The sequence below is a fragment of the Bradyrhizobium liaoningense genome, assembly GCF_018130825.1.
Taxonomy (GTDB): domain Bacteria; phylum Pseudomonadota; class Alphaproteobacteria; order Rhizobiales; family Xanthobacteraceae; genus Bradyrhizobium; species Bradyrhizobium liaoningense_B.
The window spans coordinates 26,572-49,432 of the sequence record NZ_JAFCJS010000006.1 but is presented as its reverse complement, the minus strand read 5'-3'; the positions used below and the strand labels follow the sequence as shown (position 1 = coordinate 49,432).

Here is a 22,861-nt window from a genome sequence, read left to right as displayed (position 1 = left end):
TCTAGCCGCAACGTAAGCTGGCGATCGAGCAAGGCGGCGCGAGTCCGCCGGAATGGGAGGATGACGATGCGATATCTTGGCCTGGCACTGGCTGCACTGGTCACTACGGCAATCCCGGGCGCGGGCCGCGCTGCCGAGCCGACCCGCTTCACGCCGCTGAAGGCGGAGGAGCTGACGCCGCCGCAGAAGGAATGGGCGGATGCGATCGCGGTGCCGCCACGCAATGCCAAATTCACCAACCCGCCCTATCGCGCCTATATCCGCAACCCAGAGCTCGCGCCAAAGCTCTCGGCAATGTCGGACTATCTGCGCTGGAATTCGTCGCTGCCGGCGCGGCTCAGCGAATTCGCCATCCTGATCACTGCAAGGCAGTGGACGGCGCAGTACGAATGGTTCGCGCATTATCCGCTCGCGATGAAGGCCGGGCTTGATCCTGAGGTCGCCAAGGATGTCGCCAACGGCGTGCGGCCGCAGACGATGAAGGACGACGAGGCCGCGCTCTACGAGCTCGTGATGGCGCTTTATCGCGACAAGAAGGTGTCCGACGAGGTCTACCGCGCCGCGCAGCAGAAATTCGGCGAGCGCGGCATCATGGATATCATCGGCCTGATCGGCTATTACGACCTGGTCTCGATGACGCTGATCACGATGCAGGCCGAAGCGCCGAACGACAGCGTGCCCCCGCTGCCGCCGCTGGCTGCGAAATAGCCGCCCCGGCGAAATTCTATCACCGTCACCCTGAGGTGGCCGCTTCTTCAGCGGCCCTCGAAGGGCGACGGCCCGGCTACATCGGGGCCGTGCATCCTTCGAGGCTCCCCATGGGACGCGTTGCGTCCCATGCCTCGCACCTCAGGATGACGGATTGGTAGGCTCGTCCGTACTACGCACTTGAAGACTTGGAGATCCCGGTGATATCAGACCATCCCGTCACTTACGAGCGCATCGGCAACGTCGCCCGCATCACGCTGCGTCGGCCGCCTGTCAACGCGTTGAGCCTCGAGGTCATCCGTGCGGTGGTCGCGGCCTTGCGCCGCGCTGCCGACGATACCGATGCGCGCGTTGTCGTGCTGGCGAGCGCCATTGCAAAACGCTTTTCGGCGGGCCTCGACCTCGACATTTTGCTCGGCAAGTCCGGCGCCCAGATCCGCGAATTCCTCCAGGCGCTCTACATCGACCTCTATGACGCCCAGTACGCGCTCGGAAAGCCGTCGATCGCCGCGGTCGGCGGCGCGGCGCGCGGCGGCGGCATGACCATGGCGGTGTCCTGCGACGTGGTGCTGGCCTCCGAGAGCGCGACGTTCGGCTATCCCGAGATCGACGTCGGGGTCATTCCCGCCATCCACTATGCGCATCTGCCGCGCATCGTCGGACGCCACCGCGCCTTCGAGCTGCTGTTCACCGGGCGCGTCTTCAGCGCGGCGGAAGCGCGCGAGCTCGGCGTGGTGAACCGCGTCGTCGCCGATGCCGAGCTCGAGGCGGAAACCGAGAGGCTCGCGGCGCAGTTCGCGGCGAAATCGGCCGCGGTGCTGCGGATGGGGCGCGCCGCCTTCATGCGCCAGATCGATCTCGATTATCGGCGCAGCATTGCCAGTGCCGTGGACGATTTCTGCAACGTCGCGACGTCGGACGAGGCGCAGGAGGGCCTGCGAGCGTTCGTGGAGAAGCGGGCGCCGAAATGGTAGAGGACCGCCCGCCGTCCGAGGCGCGTGCTGCTCAAGCGCGATGAGATTGGGATGAATCGTCATCGCGCTTTAGGTTGTTGTTGACGCATGATCTTTCCGGAAAACCGCTTCGCACTTTGCGCTACGCGGCCCTTCGGGTCCGGATCATGCTTTAGCGTCCCCAGCGGTCCGACCAGATCTTCTCGCCGATCAGGCAGTTGACGCGCGGCTCCTTGTCCTTGTCGGCAACGCGCACCACGGGACGCTCCGGCGTGCGGCCGGCGACCTCCATCAGCAACTTGGTGCGGATCGCCTCCTTGAACTTGTCGCGGTCCTTGATCGCGATGACGAAGGAGCCGGGACCGCCGACGACGCAGTCCTCGTAGTAATAGTCGAGATTGTCGATATCCATGGTCGAATAGGAGGGCTCCTTGACCATGATCGGCAGGCCGTTGATGACGATGCCCTTCTCGAGCGCGGCGTCGCGCGCCACCGTGACCGGGCCGCCGTTGTTGTTGGGACCATCGCCCGAGATGTCGATGACGCGGCGCAGGCCCCGATAGGGATCCTCGTCGAACAGCGGCATCGCGAAGGTGATCGCGCCGGAGATCGAGGTGCGCGAGGCGCGCCGGATCGGCGTCTTCATGATCTCGGCGGCGACCGCGTCCGCAGTCTCCGGGCCGTCGACCAGGCGCCAGGGAATGATGATCTTCTGGTCGGTGGAGGCGGCCCACTCGAAATAGGTCACCGCGATCCGCCCGTTCGGGCCCAGCTTCAACGCCTGGAGAAACTCCTTCGACTGGATCGCCTGCGCGTAGCCCTCGCGCTGGATCGCCAGCTCGTCCATGTCCATGGAGTAGGACACGTCCACCGCGAGGATCAGCTCGACATCGACCGTCTGCGCGTCCCGGTCGGCCGCCAGCCGCTGCGACTGAGTCCTGGGAGGTTCAAACTTCGGCCCTGGTGCCGCGATGCCCGCGACGTCCCCCCCGGCGAGCACGCCGGCCACCAGCACAGCCCCGATCGAGAACAGCAAGCGCATCGCAGTCTCCCGTCGTATGACGCGATGGTGACATGCAATCGCCTTGCCGCAAAGTGCGAAGATCGCCTGCGCTTCACATTCGAGTTAGGAATTTGTGTGCGTTACGCAAAGCTGCCGCCGTGTTGCCGCGCTTGCGTCATCGGAACACGTGCGACCACAGGCTCCGTCATTCCGGGGCGGCTCGAAGAGCCGAAGCCGGAATGACGGCGGCGCCGGTGGAGACACGTCCCCGCCCACTTGTCGAGCGCGATTTCCATGCTAGGCTGACCGTACAGATGGGGATGGAGTCCCCCGACAACCGCCCGGCGGCTCGACCGTAGTGGGCTGATGACTCCTGCTTGAGGTGGGGCAATCATTGAGCCTCCGCCTTTGGCGGGAGCATGGACAAACCCGCCGATGGCGGGTTTTTTGTTGCCTGAAGGCGGAAGAAGGAGAAGGCGTGACGACGACACCGATTGCTGCGCGCAGCGGGCTGCCCAGGGGAATCTGGGTGCTCGGCTTCGTCTCGATGCTGATGGACATCTCCTCCGAGATGATCCACGCGCTGCTGCCGGTCTATCTCGTCACTGTGCTCGGGGCGTCCACGCTCACGGTCGGCTTCATCGAGGGCATTGCGGAGGCCACCGCCTCGATCACGAAGATCTTCTCCGGCGCGCTGTCGGACTGGCTCGGCCGCCGCAAGCTGCTCGCTGCTCTGGGCTATGGCCTCGCCGCGCTGACAAAACCGCTATTCCCGCTCGCGCCCAGCGTCGGATGGCTGGTGGCGGCGCGCTTCATCGACCGCGTCGGCAAGGGCATCCGCGGTGCACCGCGGGATGCACTGATCGCCGATATCGCACCTCGCGGCCTGCGTGGCGCGAGCTTTGGCCTGCGGCAGTCGCTCGACACCATCGGCGCCTTCGTCGGGCCGCTCGTCGCGATCGGCCTGATGTGGTGGACGGCGGACAATTTTGCCCTCGTATTCTGGTTCGCCGTGCTGCCGGCCTTTCTCTCGTTCGGCCTGATCGCCTTTGCCGTGAACGAGCCGGAACCGGACCCGAGCCGGGAGCCTGCGAAGAATCCGCTCAATCTCGCTGCGATGCGGCAGCTCGGATCGGTGTACTGGCGCGTCGTCGCGGTCGGCGTCGTGTTCACGCTCGCCCGCTTCAGCGAGGCCTTCCTGATCCTGCGCGCGCAAAATATCGGACTCAATGCGATGTGGGTGCCGGCGGTGCTGGTGCTGATGAACATCGCTTACGCGCTCTCGGCGTATCCGGCCGGCGTGCTGTCGGACCGCATCAACCGCACCGGCCTGCTCGCGCTCGGCCTCGTCTTCCTCGCCGGTGCCGACGTTGCACTCGCGCTGCTGCCAAACCTTGGCGGCCTCGCGCTCGGTGTCGTGCTGTGGGGCCTGCATATGGGACTGACGCAGGGCCTGCTCTCGGCGCTCGTCGCCGACGCCGCACCGCCCAGCCTGCGCGGCACCGCGTTCGGCTATTTCAACCTGTTCACGGGCCTTGCCCTGCTGGCGGCGAGCGTGATCGCGGGCGCACTGTGGGATGCCTATGGCCCGGCCGGCACGTTCCTGGCCGGGCTCGGCTTCGTACTGGTGTCACTCGCGGGGCTGCTCGCCATCGGCAACGGGCTCGCAACGGAGGGCAAGCGATGACGGGAGATGGTTCGTCGTGCTGAGCGGAGTGCTTGCGATCATGATCGGCAGCGTGCTGGGCGGATGCGCGCGCTACTTCGTCTCCGGCGCGATCGCGCGGCGGCTGGGCGAGACGTTTCCATGGGGCACCATGACCATCAATGTCACCGGCGCCTTCCTGATCGGCATTTTTGGCGCGCTGGCGACCCATCCGGGCTCGGTCTTCGCCGCGCCCAACCCGTGGCTGTTCGCGGTGACCGGCTTCCTCGGCTGCTACACCACGGTGTCCTCGTTCAGCCTGCAAACGCTGACCCTCGCCCGCAACGGCGAGCCGCTGCACGCGCTCGGCAATGTCGCCGCCTCGGTCGGGCTGTGCCTCACGGCCGTGACTTGCGGCTTCCTGCTTGCGGATCGTCTGGGAGGCTAGAGGCTGATGAGCTCCCCTTCCACCGACCGCTGGCGCAGTGCGGTGCTCTATGCCTGGGTTTCCTTCGGCAGCATCCTGGGCGGACTGGCGCGCTATTTCGTTTCCCTTCTGCTCGACACCGGGCCCGCCTTTCCCACCGCGACGCTGTTCATCAATGCCACGGGCTCGCTGATCATCGGCTTCTACGCGACGCTGACCGGCCCTGACGGCCGCGTCCTGGCGCGGCCCGAGCACCGGCAATTCGTCATGACCGGGTTCTGCGGCGGCTACACCACCTTCTCCGCCTTCAGCCTGGAAACCTTCCGCCTGTTCCATGGGGGCATGAAATACACTGCGCTCGCCTATGTCGCGTCCTCGGTCGTCTGCTGGCTGGTGTCGGTGTGGGCCGGGCATATGCTGGCGAGCCGCTACAACCGCTTGAAAAGGAGCTGACCATGCAAATTCCCAATCAGGCTGTTTCGCTCCGCATCTTCATCGGCGAGAGCGATCATTATGACGGCAAGCCGCTTTATGAAGCGATCGTGATGAGGGCGCGCGAGCTGCACCTCGCCGGCGCCACCGTGCTGCGTGGTCCGATGGGCTTCGGCAAATCGAGCCGGCTGCACACCTCGAAAATCCTGCGGCTCTCGGAGGACCTGCCGCTGCTGATCGAGATCGTCGACAGCGAGGACAACATCAATGCATTCCTGCCCATCCTGGACGGCATGATGTCGAGCGGGCTGATCACCTTGGAGAAGGTGCAGGTCCTGCAATATGGTGAGAAGGCCGCGAGCTGATCGCTTCCGGCCGGAAACCCCGCCGTGTCCAGGAGGCGGAATGAACGACACCGTCACCAAGCCGAAAACCAGGACCAAGACCAAGGTCGAGCGGCCGAAGCTGCACAAGGTCATCCTGATCAACGACGACTACACGCCGCGCGAATTCGTCACCATGGTGCTGAAGGCCGAATTCCGTATGACCGAGGATCAGGCCTACAAGGTCATGATCACCGCGCACAAGCTGGGCGCCTGCGTGGTTGCCGTCTTCACCAAGGACGTCGCCGAGACCAAGGCCACCCGCGCCACCGACGCCGGCCGCGCCAAGGGCTATCCGCTGCTGTTCACGACCGAGCCGGAGGAATGAGGCTTCATCGTGCGACGATGAACGACTTCAGCTCAGTGCGCATTACGCCATCACCACCGGCGTCTCCTCGCCGAGCCCGTAGACGCGCTGCGCCATGGAAAATCCCGCGATCGGAAACTCGCCGAGCTCGCGCCAGTCGTGGCGGCAGGCATTGGCAAAGACTTCCGAGACCACGACGGTGCGGCCCAGGCGGCCGGCGATCTTCTCCAGCCGTGCGGCGAGATTGACGGCAGGACCGATGCAGGTGAAGTCGAGGCGGTTGCCGCCGCCGATATTGCCGTAGAGGATGTTGCCGACATGGAGCGCGACGCCGAAGCGGAAGCGCTCGACGATGTCGCCGACCGGAAAGGCCAGCGCCTCGACGCTGGCGCGGGATTCGCGTGCGGCCTCCAGCACACGGGTGCAGACATGGGCGGCATCGCCGACATATTCGTCGATCGGGAACACCGCGAGCAGGCCGTCGCCCATGAATTTCAGCACCTCGCCGCCATGGCCGCGGATCGCTGTGACCTGGCAGTCGAAATACTGATTGAGGATGTCGACCACGGTCTCGGCCGGCAGGCGATCCGACAGCGCGGTGAAGCCGCGCAAATCCGACAGCCAGATCGCCGCCTGCATGGTGTCGTTGTGGCCGCGGCGGATCTGGCCGCCGAGGATGCGCGCGCCGGCGCGGTTGCCGACATAGGTGTCGAGCAGCATCTCGGCGGTGCGGCGCAGGCTGATGATCTCGCTGACGCGGGCGAGCGGCGTCACGATGGTCCTGATCGCCGCGATGTCTTCCTCGCTGAAGCCGCCGGGACGGCGGGTGACCCAGCTCGTCGCGTGGACCGAGCCGTCGAGATACGGCATCGGCATCGCGACATAGTCGGTCACGCCTTCGGCGCGCATGTCGTCGAGGAACGGAAACCGCTTGCTGTCGGGATCGTCCATCCGTCCCCGGACCTCCAGCCCCTGCTCGAACACGATGCGGAGCGGGCTCCTGGCGAATTCGGGCGTATCAAGAATCTCGAAATCGACGGAGCCGATCTCGACCTCCTGGCCCTGCCGCCAGATGAAGTTGCGGCCGAAGATTTCCGGATGCAGCGTGCGGATGAAGATGCCGAAGCGCCACAGCGGCAGGCCGGCCTCGACCAGATGCTCGCAGACGTTGGCGATCATCTCGGCCGGGGTCCCGGACGACCTCGCGCCGTCGATCAGCCAATTGGTGAGGCGCTGGAGCTCGGAGGTTTCCATGCGCGCATTTGCGGACGAAGTTGCAGCGACGTCAAGCTGCGCGGTGGGCTGGTACCGCGACACGAAGGCCCTAGCGGCCGACCTGCCCGCGATCCCGAATGAAATGATCCGCCAGCACGCAGGCCATCATGGCTTCGCCGACGGGGACGGCGCGGATGCCGACGCAGGGGTCGTGGCGGCCCTTGGTGAAGATCTCGGTGTCAGCACCCTTGCGATCGACGGTGAGACGCGGCTGCAGGATCGACGAGGTCGGCTTCACCGCGAAACGCACCACGATCGGCTGTCCCGTGGCGATGCCGCCCAGGATGCCGCCGGCATGGTTGGAGAGGAAGCGCGTGCCGTCATTGCCGGTGCGCATCTCGTCGGCGTTCTCTTCGCCGGTGAGCTCGGCCGCGCCGAAGCCGGCGCCGATCTCGACGCCCTTCACCGCGTTGATGGTCATCATCGCGCCCGCCAGATCGGAATCGAGCTTGGCGTAGATCGGCGCGCCGAGGCCGGCCGGCACGCCTTCGGCGACGATTTCGAGCACCGCGCCGATCGAGGAGCCGCTCTTGCGGATACCGTCGAGATAGGTCTCGAAGAACGCGGCCTTGTCCTTGTCCGGGCAGAAGAACGGATTTTTTGCAATCTCGTCCCAGTCCCACTTGCCGCGGTCGATCTTGTGCGGGCCGATCTGCACCAGCGCGCCGCGCACCTTCACGTCGGGCAGCACTTTTCGCGCGATGGCGCCGGCGGCGACCCGCATCGCGGTCTCGCGCGCCGAGGAACGGCCGCCGCCGCGATAGTCGCGCAGGCCGTATTTCGCCTCATAGGTGAAGTCGGCATGTCCAGGACGAAACTTGTCCTTGATCTCGGAATAGTCCTTCGAGCGCTGGTCGGTGTTCTCGATCAGCAGGCCAATCGGCGTGCCCGTCGTCACCTGCACGCCGGTCTCCGGATGCGCCATCACGCCGGACAGGATTTTCACCTGGTCCGGCTCCTGGCGCTGGGTGGTGAAGCGCGACTGGCCGGGACGGCGGCGGTCGAGATCCCGCTGGATGTCGGCCTCGGTCAGCGGGATCATCGGCGGGCAGCCGTCGACCACGCAGCCGATCGCGACCCCATGGCTCTCGCCGAAGGTGGTGACGCGGAACATGTGGCCGAAGGTGTTGAAGGACATCGCTGCTCGCTGGTTCGGTTCCGGCGTGTGGTAACGCGCGGGGGGCTGGGGGTCAAACCCGCAAGGCGGGCGGACGGCGGCAGACCGGCCTAACTATACTTCTCCAGCCGGCCCTCGCGGAACACGTAAACGGCGCCCTGCTCGATATAGAGCTCGGCGGCGCTGGCGGGGGTCTCCAGCCCCAGGGACACCATCAGGGCCCGGCAGGTGCCGCCATGGGCGACCGCGACGGTGTCGGTCCGGAGCTGGTCGTACCAGGCGCGCACGCGGACCTGGACGTCGGCATAGGTCTCCCCGCCCGCGGGGCCCACCGTCCATTTGTCGGCGAGGCGCCTCGCATAGATGTCGGGATCCTTCGCCTCGCTTTCGGCGAGCGTCAGCCCTTCCCAGGTGCCGTAGCCGATCTCGCGCAGACGATCGTCGAGCGCGTAATCGGCAGGCGGCAGTTCGAGCTTGCCGCGCGCGAGCTCCATGGTCTGGCGCGCGCGGCCCAGCGGGCTCGACACGTAAGGCAGGGCGGCCTTGTCGCGCCCGTCACGCCTGAACAGATCGGCCAGCACGAGGCCTGCCTGCACGGCCTGACTGCGGCCGCGCGCGTTCAGCGGAATGTCCTTGGTGCCCTGAAGCCTGCCGAGCGCATTCCACTCGGTCTCGCCGTGGCGAAGGTAATAGATCGTAGGCACGGGCATTCCAGCTGAAGATCAGTCCTTGGATCAGTCCTTACCGCCGAGCGAAATGTCCGGCGCGTCCGGCCGCTTCATGCCGAGCACGTGGTAGCCGGAATCGACGTGATGCACCTCGCCGGTGACGCCGCGCGAGAGGTCGGAGAGGAAATACAGCGCGCTGCCGCCGACGTCTTCGGTCGAGACGTTGCGCCGCATCGGCGCGTTGGTCTCGTTCCACTTCAGGATATAGCGGAAGTCGCCGATGCCGGACGCCGCCAGCGTCTTGATCGGCCCCGCCGAGATCGCGTTGACGCGGATGTTCTTCTCGCCGAGGTCGGCGGCGAGATAGCGCACGCTGGCTTCCAGCGCCGCCTTGGCGACGCCCATCACGTTGTAATGCGGCATCCACTTCTCGGCGCCGTAATACGAGAGCGTGATCAGCGAGCCGCCATCGGTCATCAGCTTCTCGGCGCGCTGCGCCACCGCCGTGAACGAATAGCAGGAGATCAGCATCGACTTGGTGAAGTTCTCCTGCGTGGTGTCGACGTAGCGGCCGTCGAGCTGCTCGCCATACGCGATCGCGTGCACCAGGAAGTCGATCTTGCCCCACTTTTCCTTCAGCACCGCGAAGGCCGCGTCGATGGTCGCAGCGTCCGTGACGTCGCAATGGCCGAGCACGAGACCGCCGATCTCGGCGGCGAGCGGCTCGACGCGCTTCTTCAGCGCATCGCCCTGATAGGTGAAGGCGAGCTCGGCGCCGGCGGCGTGGCATGCCTTGGCAATGCCCCAGGCGATCGAGCGGTTGTTGGCAACGCCGAGGATCACCCCGCGCTTGCCTTGCATCAGACCTGAATTCTGCGCCATTTTTGAACGTCCCGTCGAGCTCTCGTTGAGGTCTGGAGGTACACCAGCCCTCCCTTTCGGTACAGCCCTAATACGCGGCGTTAACGCTGTTTCGAGCGCCGGAATAGCCGTTCCATTCGGGTGTTATGATGATTGTGGCGCTTGCGCCGAACGGCAGGACATCAAAGACGGCATGAGTGCGTTTCGCCAGAGCGTGGAAGCCATGATCCCGGCGTTGCGCCGCTACGCCCGCGCGCTCACGCGCGATGCGGATGCGGCCGACGATCTGGTGCAGGATACCTTGGTGCGTGCGCTCCGTTCGGAGCGCCTGTTTCTCGGCGGCGACGTCAGGAGCTGGCTCTATACGATCCTGACCAACCTCAACAAGAACCGGCGGCGCTCATTGGCGAGGCGGCCGCAATTCATGCAGCTGACGGAGAACAACCCCGACGCCAGCGGGACCGAGGCCGAGGGACGCGACATCGAGAAGGCGCTGGCAACACTGGTCGAGGAGCAGCGCTCGGTGCTGCTGCTGGTGATGCTGGAGGGCATGAGCTACCGCGAGGTCGCCGACATCCAGGGCGTGCCGATCGGCACCGTGATGTCGCGCCTGGCACGGGCGAGAGCCCACGTGAAAGCCTCGCTGGAGGGTGAGCGCCCGGCGCTCAGGCGGGTGAAATGATGGCCGGGTTGATGCATCGAATAATGTCCGCCCGTAGCCTGACGGTGAAGCGGGCGAAGTTGAGCCACAAGGAATTTTTTGGGCCGCAGAGCCAGAGACGACCGATATGAACGACCGCAGCATTCCCATTACCGAGGACGAGCTCCACGCCTATGTCGACGGCGAGTTGCCGGCCGAGCGACGCGCCGACGTCGAGGCCTGGCTTGCCGCTCACCCCGAGGATGCCGAGCGGGTGCAGTCCTGGCAGACCATGGCCGAGATGCTGCACGCCCGCTACGATTCCGTCGCCCAGGAGCCGGTGCCGACCCGGCTTGAGCTGGAGCGGCTGGAGCGCCGTCCCCGGCAATGGTTCTATGGCGCCGCCGCGGCCGTGCTGGTGGCCTTCGTCGCCGGCGGCACCGCCGGCTGGGTGGCGCATGGCGCCGCCAACGCGCCTTCGACCTTCCAGAGCTTTACGGCGGATGCGCTCGACGCTCACCGCCTCTATGTCGTCGAGGTCCGCCACCCCGTCGAGGTCGGCGGCAACGAGCGCGATCATTTGCAGGCCTGGCTGACCAGGCGCTGCGGCTGGACCGTGTTCGCGCCGAATTTGGAGGCGAGCGGACTGAAGCTGGTCGGCGGCCGGCTGCTGCCGGGACCGAACGGACCGGCGTCGTTCCTGATGTATGAGGGCGCCTCGGGCGAGCGATACACGATCTATTCGGCCAAGACCGAGAATGGTGCGACGCAAATGCGCTACGCCAGGACGGACAAGGATGGTGCGTTGTTCTGGGCCGAGCGCGGCGTCGGCTATGTCGTCAGCGGTGGCGGTGATCGCGACCGGCTGACCAAGGTGGCGCAGGCCGTCTACGACCAGGCAGAGAAAAACGGCACCTAAACAACCGTCAAACCGCGGTGCCTCGATTCCGTCATTGAAAATTTCGAATCAAGACACGGGCGTGTCTCATTATCGCACCGGGTGTTCACGCGATTATGAGCTGCGTTCGATCCGCCGATCGACGCGGGCGGCCTCGATTGGGGTTTTTGGTACCGCGCTGGTCCCCCTCTCGAGGCCGCACCTTTTTATCGGCTGCCCCGCCGGACAGCCGACACGTCGTGACCATGAAGCGCTACTACGCTTCAGGAGTATGATGAGCATCATCTCGTGGACGATGCTTCCGGCTTCCAGGAGAACCCCTTCAGTTCGATCTCGCCCTAACCAAGCCCGCTACGTGGATTGTAGGGGTGTTGGTCCCGCCACTTCTCCATCAATGCTTCAAGCTCGGCGTCGTTCCCGTCCGGTAGCATAATCCTGATGGTGACGAAGAGATCCCCGGTTCCGCCGGATTTCGGCAGGCCCTTGCCTTTGAGACGGAAGGTCCGGCCGCTGGAAGTGTTCTTGGGGACCGAGAGCTCCACGGCATTGCCGAGGGTGGGCACGCGGACCTTGGCGCCGAGCACCGCCTCGTACAGCGTGACCGGCAGGTCGATCCTGAGATCTGAACCCTCGACCTTGAAGAACGGGTGCGGCGCGATGCTGATGGTGATCAGGAGATCGCCGGGCGGATGGCCCTGGGCGCTCTCGCCCTGCCCCCGCAGCCGGATCTGCTGGCCCTCGGTGACGCCGGCCGGAATCTTGACGTTGAGCTCCTTGCCGGTGGGCAGCCGGACGCGCTTCTCGCCACCCTTGACCGATTCCTCCAGCGAGACGGACATCGCGACGTTGACGTCGAGATCGAGCCCGACCCCGCCGGTGTCGAATTCGAACTGCCCTGCGCCGCCGGCTCCGGGCCGCGCACCGCGCATCCCGCCGCCGAACATGCTGTTGAGGATGTCCTCGAAGGCGCCGCCGCCCTGGCCGGGTCCGCCGCCGGAGCGGAACGTATAGCTCTCGAAGCCGCCGGGACCCGCGCGACCGCGCGGCCCGCCGCCCGGAAAGCCCTGGAAGCGCGGCTTGCCCTCGGCGTCGATCTCGCCGCGGTCGAACTGCTTGCGCTTGTCCTCGTCGCCGATGATCTCGTTCGCCGAGTTGATCTCGGAGAAGCGCTCGGCCGCCTTCGGATCGTCCTTGTTGCTGTCGGGATGGTGCTTCTTGGCAAGCTTGCGATAGGCGCTCTTGATCGCGGCAGCGTTGGCGCTCCGCGGCACCCCCAAGACCTCATAGGGGTCGCGCATCCGTCACGTCTCCTTCAAGGAATCGAATTGTCTAAAGGGCTCCCCGCCCCACCTGCGATCCATGTGGGGTGGGAGTGGCATTTTTGCAACTAGGGCTACCGGCCGAATCCTAGCTCCGCCACGGCTTTAGCGTATGAATCTCCCAACGGCCACGACTGCTTTGGCAGCCGGCGCCCTGGAGCCAGCTTTCCGTGTTCCCGTTGACGTAGCTCGCCAGGAAATCGCGGCACTTGCGGCCGTCCTCGGCGGCATAGGACTGCGCGATCGGGGTCACCGAGCCCCGCGCCCCTGTCTCCGGGTTCTCCCAGTGCTGGCTGGAATCCTTGTCGCCCTTGCTCAGCACGTCGGTGGCGGCGTTGCGGGCGAAGGCGAGATCGGTCTCCGTCGGCGCGGTGTCTTTCGCCGGCCGCACGATCGAGCCGGTGAGGTCGCTGTCGTCAGCCTTGGCATAGGCGCTCTTGTCACCACGGGAGAAGCTGCAGCCGCCGGTGCCGAGCCCGACCAGAATGATCGTCATGACAAGGCTGGACGGCCGGATCGCCGATAGGCCAACGCGTCCCCATGCCCTATATAGGGCGGTAGCGGACAACAACGCGTTTTGGGCCGCGGGACGCAACTCGGACTCCAGACATGACCGACACGACCTCGATGAAACACCAGACACCCTTAACATCCGGTGATTTCACCGCCGCCGACGAGCCATTTGCGCTGTTCGAGGCCTGGCTGAACGAGGCGATCAAGAGCGAACCGAACGATCCGAACGCCATGGCACTCGCAACCGTCGATCCCGACGGGCTGCCCGATGTGCGCATGGTGCTGATGAAAGGCTTCGATACCGAGGGTTTTGTCTTCTACAGCCACATCGCGAGCCAGAAGGGCCGCGAACTCGCCGCAAATCCTAAGGCAGCGTTACTTTTTCACTGGAAGTCGCTGCGCCGTCAGGTCCGCATCCGCGGCAACGTGACGCCGGTGACCGACGCTGAGGCCGACGCCTATTTCGCAACGCGACCGAAGCAGGCGCAGATCGGCGCCTGGGCGAGCAAGCAATCCGAAGCGCTGGAGAGCCGCTTCGCCTTCGAGCAGGCCATCGCCAAGGTCGCGGCCAGATATGTCATCGGCGAGGTGCCGCGGCCGCCGGGCTGGAGTGGCTGGCGCATCACCCCGACACGCATCGAGTTCTGGCACGACCGCCCATTCCGTCTGCACGACCGCATCGAATTTCGTCGTGACGCCACCGGCCAGCCATGGTCCAAGACGCGGATGTATCCTTGAGCCTTGTCCCGAGCTCTGAGCCGACCTGAAAGATGTCCATGCCGCATTCGTCCAACCTGCCGCGTCGTACGCTGCTCCTCACCGGAGCGAGCCGCGGCATTGGCCACGCCACCGTGATCCGCTTCTCCTCTGCGGGCTGGCGCGTCATCACCTGCTCGCGGCATGCTTTTCCCGAGGATTGCCCGTGGGACGCGGGTCCTGAGGACCACATCCAGGTCGATCTCGGCGATCCCGAGGATACCTCGCGTGCGATCTCCGAAATCCGCAACCGTCTCGAAGGCGGCATGCTGCATGCGCTCGTCAACAACGCCGCGATCTCGCCGAAGGGCCCGGGCGGCGGCCGGCTCGGCTCGGTCGACACCGATCTCGACACCTGGACGCATGTCTTCCACGTCAACTTCTTCGCGCCGATCATGATCGCGCGCGGACTGATCGAGGAGTTGAAAGCGGCCAAAGGTTCGGTCGTCAACGTCACCTCGATCGCGGGCTCGCGCGTGCACCCCTTCGCCGGCGCCGCCTATGCGACCTCGAAGGCAGCTCTCGCCGCGCTGACGCGCGAGATGGCCTCCGACTTCGGCCGCGTCGGCGTGCGCGTCAATGCGATCGCGCCGGGCGAGATCGACACCTCGATCCTGTCGCCGGGTACCGAGAAGATCGTCGATCAGCAGATCCCGATGCACCGGCTCGGCACACCGGACGAAGTGGCCAAGATCATCTACGTGCTGTGCACGGACACCAGCTCGTACGTCAACGGCGCCGAGATCCACATCAACGGCGGCCAGCACGTGTAGGCCAGAACGGCGGAAGCATGGGCCGGTTCGCGAGCACCGCGTCACTCTACGAGCATTTGCGGCCGCCCTACCCGAGCGAATTCTTCCGCAGCGTCACGCGAAAGCTCGGCCTCTCGAAACAGAGCAGCCTGATCGACCTCGGCACCGGACCCGGGCTGCTGGCGCTCGGCTTCGCTCCCTATGTCGGCCGCATCGTCGGCGTCGACCCTGAGCCTGCAATGCTCGATGCGGCGCGCCGCGCGGCTGCGAGAGCAGGCCACGCGCTCTCGCTGATCGAAGGCAAGGCCGAGACCCTTGCGCCCGACATCGGCACATTCGATGTCGTGACGATCGGCCGCGCGTTGCACTGGATGGATCGCGAGTCGACGCTGGCACGGCTCGACAAATTGGTTGCGCGCGAGGGCGCGATTGCGATCTGCGCCTCGTTCTCGGCCACCGACGGCAGCAATCCATGGCTCGATGGCTACAACGAGATCCGCCGCCGCTGGTCGCCGGCCAGGCTGTGGGAGGCGGCCGGCCGGGGCACGCGGACACATCGCGACCTGCCCGCGTTCTTCCGCGACAGCGCGTTCCGGCCCGCCGAGCTCATCGCGGTCGAGACCAGTCACTCGGTCATCGTAGAGGACCTGACGCGGCGCACCCTCACCTATTCGTCGTCATCACCGGAGGCATTGGGCGACAATGTCGAGGCGATGCTAAAGGATGTCGGGAAACATCTGGTGCCGTTCAGCCGCGACGGCACGATCGCCGAGACCATTGTCTCGACGGCACAGATCGTGAAGCGCTGATTGATATGCCGAAGGACGGAAGCAAGGCGATCCAGACAACGCCGCCGCAAGACCTGGATCGCCCGCCTTCCTTCCGTTGCTCAATCGACTCGAATCCGACGTGACCGATCGCGCAGCCTTGAAGCTGAAGCACTTGGAGCTCCGGCATTGAATGCGGTCGAGCAGTCGTCGTCGTTCTCGCCATCGAGCAGCGGAGCACCACAGTGCCGGCACAGGCGTGCCGACATCGACGACGCCTTGCCGCTCGCCAGGACCTGACGATAGTTCGCCAGATCGATGACGTTGCGGGGCGACGTTATGTGTTTTTCAACCATGGCTGTTCCTCGCGGCTACGCACTACTTATCGCAGACAAGTTTCGCGCAAACGTTCAGCCCACCGCTCAAATTTTACCGGAGGAATTGGGGCAGCAAACACGCATCACCGCGACGCCGCAATCCCGCTCTATTCTGCGACACCAAGCACCGTGTCTCTGCGAACGGTGTAAGGTCTCGGTAGTATTACAGCCACTTCTTCCATTTGAAGATCCAGTACGGAACGATGGCGGCGATCAGCATCATCACCAGCGCCATCGGATAGCCGTGGACCCATTCGAGTTCCGGCATCGCTTTGAAGTTCATGCCGTAGATCGAGGCGATCAGCGTCGGCGGCATCAGGACAACGGCCATGACCGAAAACAGCTTGATGATGTTGTTCTGCTCGAGATTGACGACGCCGAGCATGGCGTCGAGCACGAAGGTGATCTTGTTGGAAAGATAGGAGGCATGGTCGGTTAGCGAGACGACGTCGCGCTGCATGGTCTTGAGCTGCTCGCGCATGTCCTTCGACCATTTGACGCCCTCCACCACCGCCGAGAGGAATGCGGCGACGCGGCCGATCGAGACCAGGCTCTCGCGAACCTTCGAGGTCAAATCGCCCTTGCGGCCGATCGAGATCAGAATCTGGGAATATTGCTTGGCGTGACCATGGCGCTCGCTCTCGGGCTCGAAGATGTCGTGCGAGACCTGGTCGATCTCGGCGCCGCAGCGCTCCAGGATGTCGGCGCAGCGGTCGATCACGGCGTCCAGCAGTTCCATCAGCACCATCTCGCCGGTGACGGACGGCGTGCAGGAGCGGGCCAGCTTGGCCTCGACCAGCGCAAACGGCTTCGGCAGGTCGTAGCGCACCGTCACCAGGCGATGGTCGCCGAGGATGAAGGTCACCGCCGTGGTCCGGGGCATGTCAGTATCGGAGTGGCACATCAGCGTCGCGGTCATGTAGCGCGCGCCGTTCTCGATATAGAGCCGGCTGGAGATCTCGATCTCCTGCATGTCTTCCCGGGTCGGGATGGCGATCCCCGCCAGCCGCTCCACAGCCTTGTCTTCAGCGGCCGAGGGGTTGACGAGGTCGATCCAGACCGCGTTCTCCGGCAGCACCGTGAGATCCTCGATGACCGCCTTCTTGAGGGAGGACTCGGAGGGAACAAACACCGAAAACATGAACAACTCCAGAGAACCTGCGACAGAATGACAGCCCTTAGCGCGATTCTGACAGGTTCACGATGACAACAACATTAACGGAGGGTTTGCATTTGTGGCGCTACTGTGGCGCAGAATCGACAGTCCGGACCTCCCTTGCCAAAAAACGCCCATAGCCTTGCAAAACTTGCGGCAGAAAAGCCACAGCTTGGGTCTCGCAGCGCGGGAAAAGGCCTTCAGCGCTGGAATTGTGGCAGATTTCAACGATAATGGGACTAACGGAGTCGAGGAACTTGGGCGCTAAGCCCGGGCCTTCCGCACGGTATTGTTTTGATTGGAACCAAACCATGTCGTCGCTGAAAGTTAAGTTGGGAATTTTGGCCGCGGGCCTGATGCTGTCGGGCTGCATGCAGGCCACGCATTTCGAGGCGACCGACACCAAGGCATTCAAGCCGAAGGACAAGGAACTCCTTGCCAAAGTTCGGTATGAAAACACCCCTGTCGCAGAGCCGTTCCGCCGCGCCATCGTCGAATATCACCGCAAGGAATCGCCGGGCTCGATCGTGGTCGATTCCGACAATCACTACCTCTATTACGTGCAGGATGGCGGCAAGGCGATCCGTTACGGCATCACCGTCGGCGAAGAGGCTATGGCCTGGTCGGGCATCGCCAAGGTAGGCAGCAAGACCGAGTGGCCGGCCTGGCACCCCACCCCCGGCGAAATTTCGCGCCTGGGCGTGCCGACCTATGTCGCACCGGGTCCGGACAATCCGATGGGCTCCCGCGCGATTTACCTCTATTCCGGCGGGAAAGACACATTGTTCCGCATCCACGGCACCAACCAGCCGGAATATATCGGCGCCTCGATTTCGTCAGGCTGCATCCGCCTGACCAACGAGGACGCGATCGATCTCTATGATCGCGTCAAGGTCGGCACCATCGTCGTGGTGCTCGAGCCCAAGCACGGTGATTCCCCCTACAATTCCCGTCTGGCGCTCGGCGCCGGCGGAACCGGCCAGGCGGGTAGCTACTGATCGCCTCCTGATCTCTGAAATCCAAAAGCGCCGGTTTTACCGGCGCTTTTTTGTTGCCGGCTTGTGCGGCTGAGCCTTCTCGGGTGTCGACTTCTCCACAGGCCGAGAGGATTTCTCGGCCGCCTCGTCATCGGCGCCTTCCTTTGCCTCAGGCTTGGCCGCGACCTCGCGCGGCGGCGCCTCCTCGGGGCGCTCCGCCGGCAAGAGCGGGGCGACCTGCGGCAGGGGATCCCAGACATTCCACTGGCAGATCCGGTAGTCGTTGCGCCGCTGCGCGAGATCGAGATGGATGTGGTCCTCGTGGTACCAGTCCGAGCCCGGCCCGAGCACGGTGGAGAAGCGCGCGCAGACCGAATGCAGCACGCGCTCGCGCACATCGCGCGACATGGAGCGGTCGGTGAGGCCGATCGACTGCCCGTTGGCGAGCTTGATGGCGCGGACGTCGAGCGCGTTGGCCTTGCCGTGCTCGGACAGCATCGCGCCAACGATGCGGTTGCGGCCCCGGCACTCGAAGCTGTCGAAATTGTCGAGATCGCTGATGGTGGTGCCGAGGCTCGCGGCCAGCGGCACCATGTCCTTGCGCACCCAGTCCGCGATCGCGGAGGCCATGGTGCAGCGGAGGATCGCCGCCGGCTTCACCGTCACCTTGCGCTTGTCCGGCAGCACGATGGCTTCCAGCCGCACCAGATCCTCGCCGCCGCAGGCGCCGGGGCCGCGGATATCCGGGATGGAAGGTGCGATCGCAACCTCTTCGGTCAGCGCGAGGCGGCAGGCGGAGAGTTGCTTCTCGGGCGGTCGCGCCGCCTCGGCGGGCTTGGTGTCACCCGGCTTGTCCGGGGACGGCTTGCCCTCGGCCTCCGGCGGGGCCTCGTCCGAGGCTTTCGGGGCCTCCTCGGGGCGCGGTTTCGGGAGCGGGATCCTGGCCGAATGAACCCTCGCACGCGGCCGTGGTGTACCAAGGCCAAAGATATCGAACGGCGCAGCATATTTTCGCGCCTCTGCCCGCTCCGTCAGCACAAGCGACAGTCCCAGCGCGACGGTAACCATTGCCGCGCCGGCGGACATATAGCCGCGACAAGACCATTTGCGGCGAAAGTCCGGCAGGCTAAAATTCATGACAATTCTTTGGCCCAACGCTGAGAGCAAAAACGCGCCCAGCGACTTCTCGGAGGAACGTCGGAATGCTTGGTTTGATGCAAGACTGGCCCCTGCTCTGCCACCGGATCATCGAACACGCCGCCAGGATTCATGGCAAGCAGGAGGTGGTCACGCGATCGATCGAGGGACCGATCCATCGCACCAACTATGCCGAGATCCACAAGCGCGCGCTCAAGGTCTCCCAGATGCTGGAGCGCGACGGCATCAAGCTCGGCGACCGGGTCGCAACGATCGCCTGGAACACCTGGCGCCATCTCGAGGTGTGGTACGGCATCATGGGGATCGGCGCCATCTGCCATACCGTCAATCCCCGCCTTTTCCCCGAGCAGATCGCCTGGATCATCAACCATGCGCAGGACCGCATCGTGATGACCGACATCACCTTCGTTCCGATCCTGGAGAAGATCGCCGACAAGCTGCCAAGCGTGGAGCGCTACATCGTGCTCACCGACAAGGCGCATATGCCGCAGACCACGCTGAAGAATGCGGTGGCCTACGAGGACTGGATTGCGCAGGCCGACGGCAAATTCAAATGGAAGGACTTTGACGAGAACACGGCGGCCGCGATGTGCTACACGTCGGGCACCACGGGCGATCCGAAGGGCGTGCTGTACTCGCACCGCTCCAACGTGCTGCACGCGCTGATGGCCAACAATGTCGATGCGCTCGGCACCAGCGCCTCCGAGACGATGCTGCCGGTGGTGCCGCTGTTCCACGCCAACAGCTGGGGCATCGCGTTCTCCGCGCCCTCGCAGGGCACCAAGCTGGTCATGCCCGGCGCCAAGCTCGACGGCGCCTCGGTCTACGAGCTGCTCTCGACCGAGAAGGTGACACACACCGCGGGCGTGCCCACGGTGTGGCTGATGCTGCTCCAGCACATGGCCGCCAATAATCTGAAGCTGCCGGACCTGAAGATGGTGATCTGCGGCGGCTCGGCGATGCCGCGCTCGATGATCAAGGCCTTCCTCGACATGGGCTCGAGCGTCCGCCACGCCTGGGGCATGACCGAGATGAGCCCGATCGGCAGCGTCGCGGCGCTGAAGCCGCCGTTCCAGAACGCGACCGGTGACGCCAAGCTCGACGTGCTGCAGATGCAGGGTTATGCCCCCTTCGCCGTGCAGATGAAGATCACCGACGATGCCGGCAAGGAGTTGCCCTGGGACGGCAAGACTTTTGGCCGCCTCAAGGTCTCCGGCCCCGCCGTGGCCAAGGCCTATTACCGCGTCGACGCCAACATCCTCGACGAGGAAGGCTTCTTCGACACCGGCGACGTCTCGACCATCGACGAGGACGGCTACATGCGGATCACCGACCGTTCCAAGGACGTGATCAAGTCCGGCGGCGAGTGGATCTCCTCGATCGACCTCGAAAACCTCGCGGTCGGCCATCCGGCCGTGGCGGAAGCCGCCGTGATCGGCGTATTCCATCCCAAATGGGACGAGCGGCCGCTCCTGATCGTGCAGCTCAAGCAGGGCCAGCAGGCGAGCCGCGAGGACATCCTGAAATACATGGACGGCAAGATCGCCAAATGGTGGATGCCCGATGACGTCGCCTTCGTCGACGGCATCCCGCACACCGCCACCGGCAAGATCCTGAAGACGGCGCTACGCGACCAGTTCAAGGATTACCGCTTCCCGAACGCGGCGGCGTAGGGGCTTACACGTCATTCCGGGGCGATGCCAACGGCATCGAACCCGGAATCTCGAGATTCCGGGCTCGCCCTTTGGGCGCCCCGGAATGACGGGCAATGAAGAGCCGGAACCCTTGAATTTGCCCGCGGGCCGTGGTCTCAACGGCTCATCGTCGCGCCAGATCGGCCGGCACCAAGACCCCGGCAGAGCTTCACCCGATGGCCCGCAGGTTTTCCGCTCCCTACCAGACGGAGCCCGTGTCCAGCCTCGCCAGCTGGGCGCGCAATCTCGCCGTGTTCGCGGTGGTGGCCGTATTGGTGTCGATCATTGTCGTCCGCTTCGGCTTCCTGGAGCCGAAGCCGGCGCTCGTCACCTTCTTCGGAGGCCTCACAATCGCGGGGCTCTCGATCCTGTTCGGGCTCGCGGGCTTCGCCGCGATCTGGCAGAACGGCTCGCGCGGCATGGCGCGGATTCTGCTCGCGTTCCTGATCGACGGCGCGATCCTCGCCTACCCCGCCTATCTCGCCCTGCAATACCGCAAGCTGCCGGCGATCCACGACATCACCACCGACCCGATCGACCCGCCCCGCTTCGACGCATTGGCGCGGCTGCGCACCGGCGACGGCGCCAACACGGCCGTCTATGCCGGCCTCTACTCGGCCGAGCAGCAGCGCCATTTCTACCCCGATATCGAACCGATCGAGCTCGAGATCCCGGTCGATCGCGCCTATGCGATCGCGCTCCAACTGGTCAACAAGCGCAAATGGCTCGTCATCGACGAGCGCGCGCCGCAGCCGCCGCGCCGTATCGGCCGCATCGAGGCGGTGGCCCGCACGCCGATCATGGGCTTGCGCGAGGACATTTCCATCAGGGTCGTGCCCGACGGCGAGGATTCCCGCGTCGATATCCGCTCCGCCTCGCGCTATTTCGATAGCGATCTCGGCAGCAATGCCGCACGTGTGAGGAAATTCATCGAGGATCTCAACACCGCTGCGGACGCCGATGCGCTCAAGCCGGTGAAGAAGACCCCGGTCGCGCCGCCGAAGGCTCCGGCGAAGACAGTGAAGAAATAGCCCCTGGTGTCATTCCGGGGCGATGCGCAGCATCGAACTATGATGCGCAATTGCGCATCATAGCTCGCGCTGACACGCGCCCCGGAATGACGAGCTAGGCCATCCGGTACGTCCCGGTGATCACGGGATCACCATCGGTTGCCACCACGCCGCGCGCGACGAGGTCTTCCAGATGCGCCAGCACGGAATAGCCGGCGGCCGTTGTCAGCCTCGGATCGATGCCGATATAGATCGCGCGCACCATGGTCGGGATATCGGCCTCGCCCTTGGCGAGGCGGTGCAGGATCGAGGCCTCGCGCGCCTTGCGGTGGCGGATCAGGAAACGCACGAAGCGCGGGCCGTCCGGGATCTCGGGGCCGTGACCGGAGAAGTAGAGATCCTCCTCGCGCGCGGCGAGGCGGTCGAGCGAGTCCATGTAGTCGATCATCGAGCCATCGGGCGGCGCCACGATCGAGGTCGACCAGCCCATCACGTGGTCGCCGACGAAATTGAATTTCCGCTCCGGCCAGGCGAAGGCGAGGTGATTGGCCGTGTGACCGGGCGTCGCCACCGCCTCGAGCCGCCATCCGTCGCCCTCGACGACGTCGCCATGGGCGATCCTGATGTCGGGGACGAAATCGCGATCGACGCCGGATTCCGGATTGTGCTTCTCGCTCTCGAAGCGCGGGCGCGAGGCGCGGTGCGGACCTTCGGCATAGACCGGCGCGCCGGTCGCCTGCTTGATCCGCGCGGTGTTCGGCGAGTGGTCACGGTGGGTGTGGGTGACGAAGATGTGGCTCACAGTCTCGCCGCGCACGGCCTCGAGCAGCGCGGCCGCATGCGCCGCGTCGTCCGGGCCGGGATCGATGATCGCGACGTTGCCGGTGCCGACGATGTAGCTGACCGTGCCGGTGAAGGTGAAGGGGCTCGGATTGTTACAGAGCACACGCCGCACGCCGGGACGGACTTCCTCGACGACGCCAGGCTGAAGCGGAAAGTTGCGGTTGAACGGGACGTCGTCGTTGTCGGACATGGCTTCTTCTTTGTTCTTTGACGTCATTCCAG

At 65.0% G+C, this 22,861-nt stretch carries 26 protein-coding genes and 1 riboswitch; of the genes, 15 read left to right on the top strand and 11 right to left on the bottom strand.

What is annotated here, in order from left to right; all coding sequences use genetic code 11:
* Positions 1–66 precede the first annotated feature (66 nt).
* Together JQ603_RS25100 and JQ603_RS25095 are read left to right on the top strand one after the other, a co-directional pair.
* Complete coding sequence (locus JQ603_RS25100; RefSeq protein ID WP_245003842.1) at positions 67–708, top strand: carboxymuconolactone decarboxylase family protein; 642 nt, start codon at positions 67–69, stop codon at positions 706–708.
* 200 nt (positions 709–908) lie between these two features.
* Entirely contained in the window at positions 909–1,682 is a 774-nt protein-coding gene (locus JQ603_RS25095) for an enoyl-CoA hydratase/isomerase family protein (RefSeq protein ID WP_212343359.1), read from the top strand.
* 151 nt (positions 1,683–1,833) lie between these two features.
* Here JQ603_RS25095 and JQ603_RS25090 read toward each other — a convergent pair whose 3' ends face one another.
* Entirely contained in the window at positions 1,834–2,703 is an 870-nt protein-coding gene (locus JQ603_RS25090) for a DUF1194 domain-containing protein (protein ID WP_212343358.1), read from the bottom strand.
* 268 nt (positions 2,704–2,971) lie between these two features.
* Positions 2,972–3,047: riboswitch (Fluoride riboswitch) on the top strand.
* Positions 3,048–3,142: 95 nt separating this feature from the next.
* On the opposite strand from JQ603_RS25090, the gene JQ603_RS25085 reads away from it, so the two are divergent.
* From JQ603_RS25085 to clpS, 5 genes are read left to right on the top strand one after another with little or no spacing between them, the layout of a single operon-like run.
* A complete protein-coding gene (locus JQ603_RS25085) occupies positions 3,143–4,351 on the top strand; it encodes an MFS transporter (RefSeq protein WP_349630757.1) in 1,209 nt (402 codons plus the stop codon).
* A 16-nt stretch (positions 4,352–4,367) separates the two neighbouring features.
* Positions 4,368–4,757, top strand: coding sequence for a fluoride efflux transporter CrcB (crcB, locus tag JQ603_RS25080; RefSeq protein WP_212343357.1), 390 nt, complete (start codon positions 4,368–4,370; stop codon positions 4,755–4,757).
* Positions 4,758–4,763: 6 nt separating this feature from the next.
* Complete coding sequence (gene crcB, locus JQ603_RS25075; RefSeq protein ID WP_212343356.1) at positions 4,764–5,189, top strand: fluoride efflux transporter CrcB; 426 nt, start codon at positions 4,764–4,766, stop codon at positions 5,187–5,189.
* Positions 5,190–5,191: 2 nt separating this feature from the next.
* On the top strand, positions 5,192–5,533 hold the full coding sequence (locus JQ603_RS25070) for a DUF190 domain-containing protein (protein WP_212343355.1): 342 nt from the start codon (positions 5,192–5,194) through the stop codon (positions 5,531–5,533).
* Between the two features lie 40 nt (positions 5,534–5,573).
* Positions 5,574–5,879 carry an ATP-dependent Clp protease adapter ClpS gene (clpS, locus tag JQ603_RS25065; protein ID WP_025034645.1) on the top strand — a complete coding sequence of 102 codons (306 nt, stop codon included), beginning with the start codon at positions 5,574–5,576 and terminating at the stop codon, positions 5,877–5,879.
* 42 nt (positions 5,880–5,921) lie between these two features.
* On the opposite strand, the gene JQ603_RS25060 is transcribed toward clpS, so the two are convergent.
* The 4 genes from JQ603_RS25060 to fabI all read right to left on the bottom strand — a co-directional run bounded on the left by JQ603_RS25060 (position 5,922) and on the right by fabI (position 9,800).
* The gene (locus JQ603_RS25060) at positions 5,922–7,112 is read right to left on the bottom strand and encodes an adenylate/guanylate cyclase domain-containing protein (RefSeq protein ID WP_212343354.1); all 1,191 of its coding nucleotides are present in this window, start codon (positions 7,110–7,112) and stop codon (positions 5,922–5,924) included.
* Between the two features lie 70 nt (positions 7,113–7,182).
* Entirely contained in the window at positions 7,183–8,271 is a 1,089-nt protein-coding gene (gene aroC / locus JQ603_RS25055) for a chorismate synthase (RefSeq protein WP_212343353.1), read from the bottom strand.
* 89 nt (positions 8,272–8,360) lie between these two features.
* On the bottom strand, positions 8,361–8,960 hold the full coding sequence (locus JQ603_RS25050) for a histidine phosphatase family protein (RefSeq protein ID WP_212343352.1): 600 nt from the start codon (positions 8,958–8,960) through the stop codon (positions 8,361–8,363).
* A gap of 24 nt (positions 8,961–8,984) precedes the next feature.
* Positions 8,985–9,800 carry an enoyl-ACP reductase FabI gene (gene fabI, locus JQ603_RS25045; RefSeq protein ID WP_212343351.1) on the bottom strand — a complete coding sequence of 272 codons (816 nt, stop codon included), beginning with the start codon at positions 9,798–9,800 and terminating at the stop codon, positions 8,985–8,987.
* A 172-nt stretch (positions 9,801–9,972) separates the two neighbouring features.
* Here fabI and JQ603_RS25040 point away from each other — a divergent pair, with 172 nt between their 5' ends.
* Both JQ603_RS25040 and JQ603_RS25035 read left to right on the top strand, forming a co-directional pair.
* On the top strand, positions 9,973–10,461 hold the full coding sequence (locus JQ603_RS25040; protein WP_011085414.1) for a sigma-70 family RNA polymerase sigma factor: 489 nt from the start codon (positions 9,973–9,975) through the stop codon (positions 10,459–10,461).
* Between the two features lie 106 nt (positions 10,462–10,567).
* On the top strand, positions 10,568–11,338 hold the full coding sequence (locus JQ603_RS25035; protein WP_212343350.1) for an anti-sigma factor family protein: 771 nt from the start codon (positions 10,568–10,570) through the stop codon (positions 11,336–11,338).
* 317 nt (positions 11,339–11,655) lie between these two features.
* On the opposite strand, the gene JQ603_RS25030 is transcribed toward JQ603_RS25035, so the two are convergent.
* Together JQ603_RS25030 and JQ603_RS25025 are read right to left on the bottom strand one after the other, a co-directional pair.
* A complete protein-coding gene (locus JQ603_RS25030) occupies positions 11,656–12,615 on the bottom strand; it encodes a DnaJ C-terminal domain-containing protein (protein ID WP_212343349.1) in 960 nt (319 codons plus the stop codon).
* 109 nt (positions 12,616–12,724) lie between these two features.
* Entirely contained in the window at positions 12,725–13,132 is a 408-nt protein-coding gene (locus tag JQ603_RS25025; protein ID WP_212343348.1) for an RT0821/Lpp0805 family surface protein, read from the bottom strand.
* Positions 13,133–13,245: 113 nt separating this feature from the next.
* Here JQ603_RS25025 and pdxH point away from each other — a divergent pair, with 113 nt between their 5' ends.
* The 3 genes from pdxH to JQ603_RS25010 are packed head-to-tail and all read left to right on the top strand — an operon-like array spanning position 13,246 to position 15,466.
* The gene (gene pdxH / locus JQ603_RS25020) at positions 13,246–13,887 is read left to right on the top strand and encodes a pyridoxamine 5'-phosphate oxidase (RefSeq protein ID WP_212343347.1); all 642 of its coding nucleotides are present in this window, start codon (positions 13,246–13,248) and stop codon (positions 13,885–13,887) included.
* 38 nt (positions 13,888–13,925) lie between these two features.
* The gene (locus tag JQ603_RS25015; protein ID WP_212343863.1) at positions 13,926–14,678 is read left to right on the top strand and encodes an SDR family NAD(P)-dependent oxidoreductase; all 753 of its coding nucleotides are present in this window, start codon (positions 13,926–13,928) and stop codon (positions 14,676–14,678) included.
* A 17-nt stretch (positions 14,679–14,695) separates the two neighbouring features.
* Positions 14,696–15,466 (top strand): class I SAM-dependent methyltransferase, encoded by a 771-nt coding sequence (locus tag JQ603_RS25010; RefSeq protein WP_212343346.1) that lies wholly within the window; start codon positions 14,696–14,698, stop codon positions 15,464–15,466.
* 80 nt (positions 15,467–15,546) lie between these two features.
* Here JQ603_RS25010 and JQ603_RS25005 read toward each other — a convergent pair whose 3' ends face one another.
* Together JQ603_RS25005 and JQ603_RS25000 are read right to left on the bottom strand one after the other, a co-directional pair.
* Complete coding sequence (locus JQ603_RS25005; protein ID WP_212343345.1) at positions 15,547–15,780, bottom strand: hypothetical protein; 234 nt, start codon at positions 15,778–15,780, stop codon at positions 15,547–15,549.
* Between the two features lie 184 nt (positions 15,781–15,964).
* Positions 15,965–16,942: a magnesium transporter CorA family protein gene (locus JQ603_RS25000; RefSeq protein WP_212343344.1), complete on the bottom strand. Its 978-nt coding sequence runs from the start codon at positions 16,940–16,942 to the stop codon at positions 15,965–15,967.
* Between the two features lie 326 nt (positions 16,943–17,268).
* Here JQ603_RS25000 and JQ603_RS24995 point away from each other — a divergent pair, with 326 nt between their 5' ends.
* The gene (locus JQ603_RS24995; protein WP_018648678.1) at positions 17,269–17,955 is read left to right on the top strand and encodes a L,D-transpeptidase; all 687 of its coding nucleotides are present in this window, start codon (positions 17,269–17,271) and stop codon (positions 17,953–17,955) included.
* A gap of 36 nt (positions 17,956–17,991) precedes the next feature.
* On the opposite strand, the gene JQ603_RS24990 is transcribed toward JQ603_RS24995, so the two are convergent.
* Positions 17,992–19,071: an extensin family protein gene (locus tag JQ603_RS24990; protein WP_212343343.1), complete on the bottom strand. Its 1,080-nt coding sequence runs from the start codon at positions 19,069–19,071 to the stop codon at positions 17,992–17,994.
* A 65-nt stretch (positions 19,072–19,136) separates the two neighbouring features.
* Here JQ603_RS24990 and JQ603_RS24985 point away from each other — a divergent pair, with 65 nt between their 5' ends.
* A complete protein-coding gene (locus JQ603_RS24985; RefSeq protein ID WP_212343342.1) occupies positions 19,137–20,765 on the top strand; it encodes a fatty-acid--CoA ligase in 1,629 nt (542 codons plus the stop codon).
* Positions 20,766–20,962: 197 nt separating this feature from the next.
* Positions 20,963–21,817: a DUF1499 domain-containing protein gene (locus tag JQ603_RS24980; protein WP_212343341.1), complete on the top strand. Its 855-nt coding sequence runs from the start codon at positions 20,963–20,965 to the stop codon at positions 21,815–21,817.
* Between the two features lie 94 nt (positions 21,818–21,911).
* Here the strand turns inward: JQ603_RS24980 and JQ603_RS24975 are convergent, their stop codons facing one another.
* Complete coding sequence (locus JQ603_RS24975) at positions 21,912–22,829, bottom strand: MBL fold metallo-hydrolase (RefSeq protein WP_212343340.1); 918 nt, start codon at positions 22,827–22,829, stop codon at positions 21,912–21,914.
* Positions 22,830–22,861 lie beyond the last annotated feature (32 nt).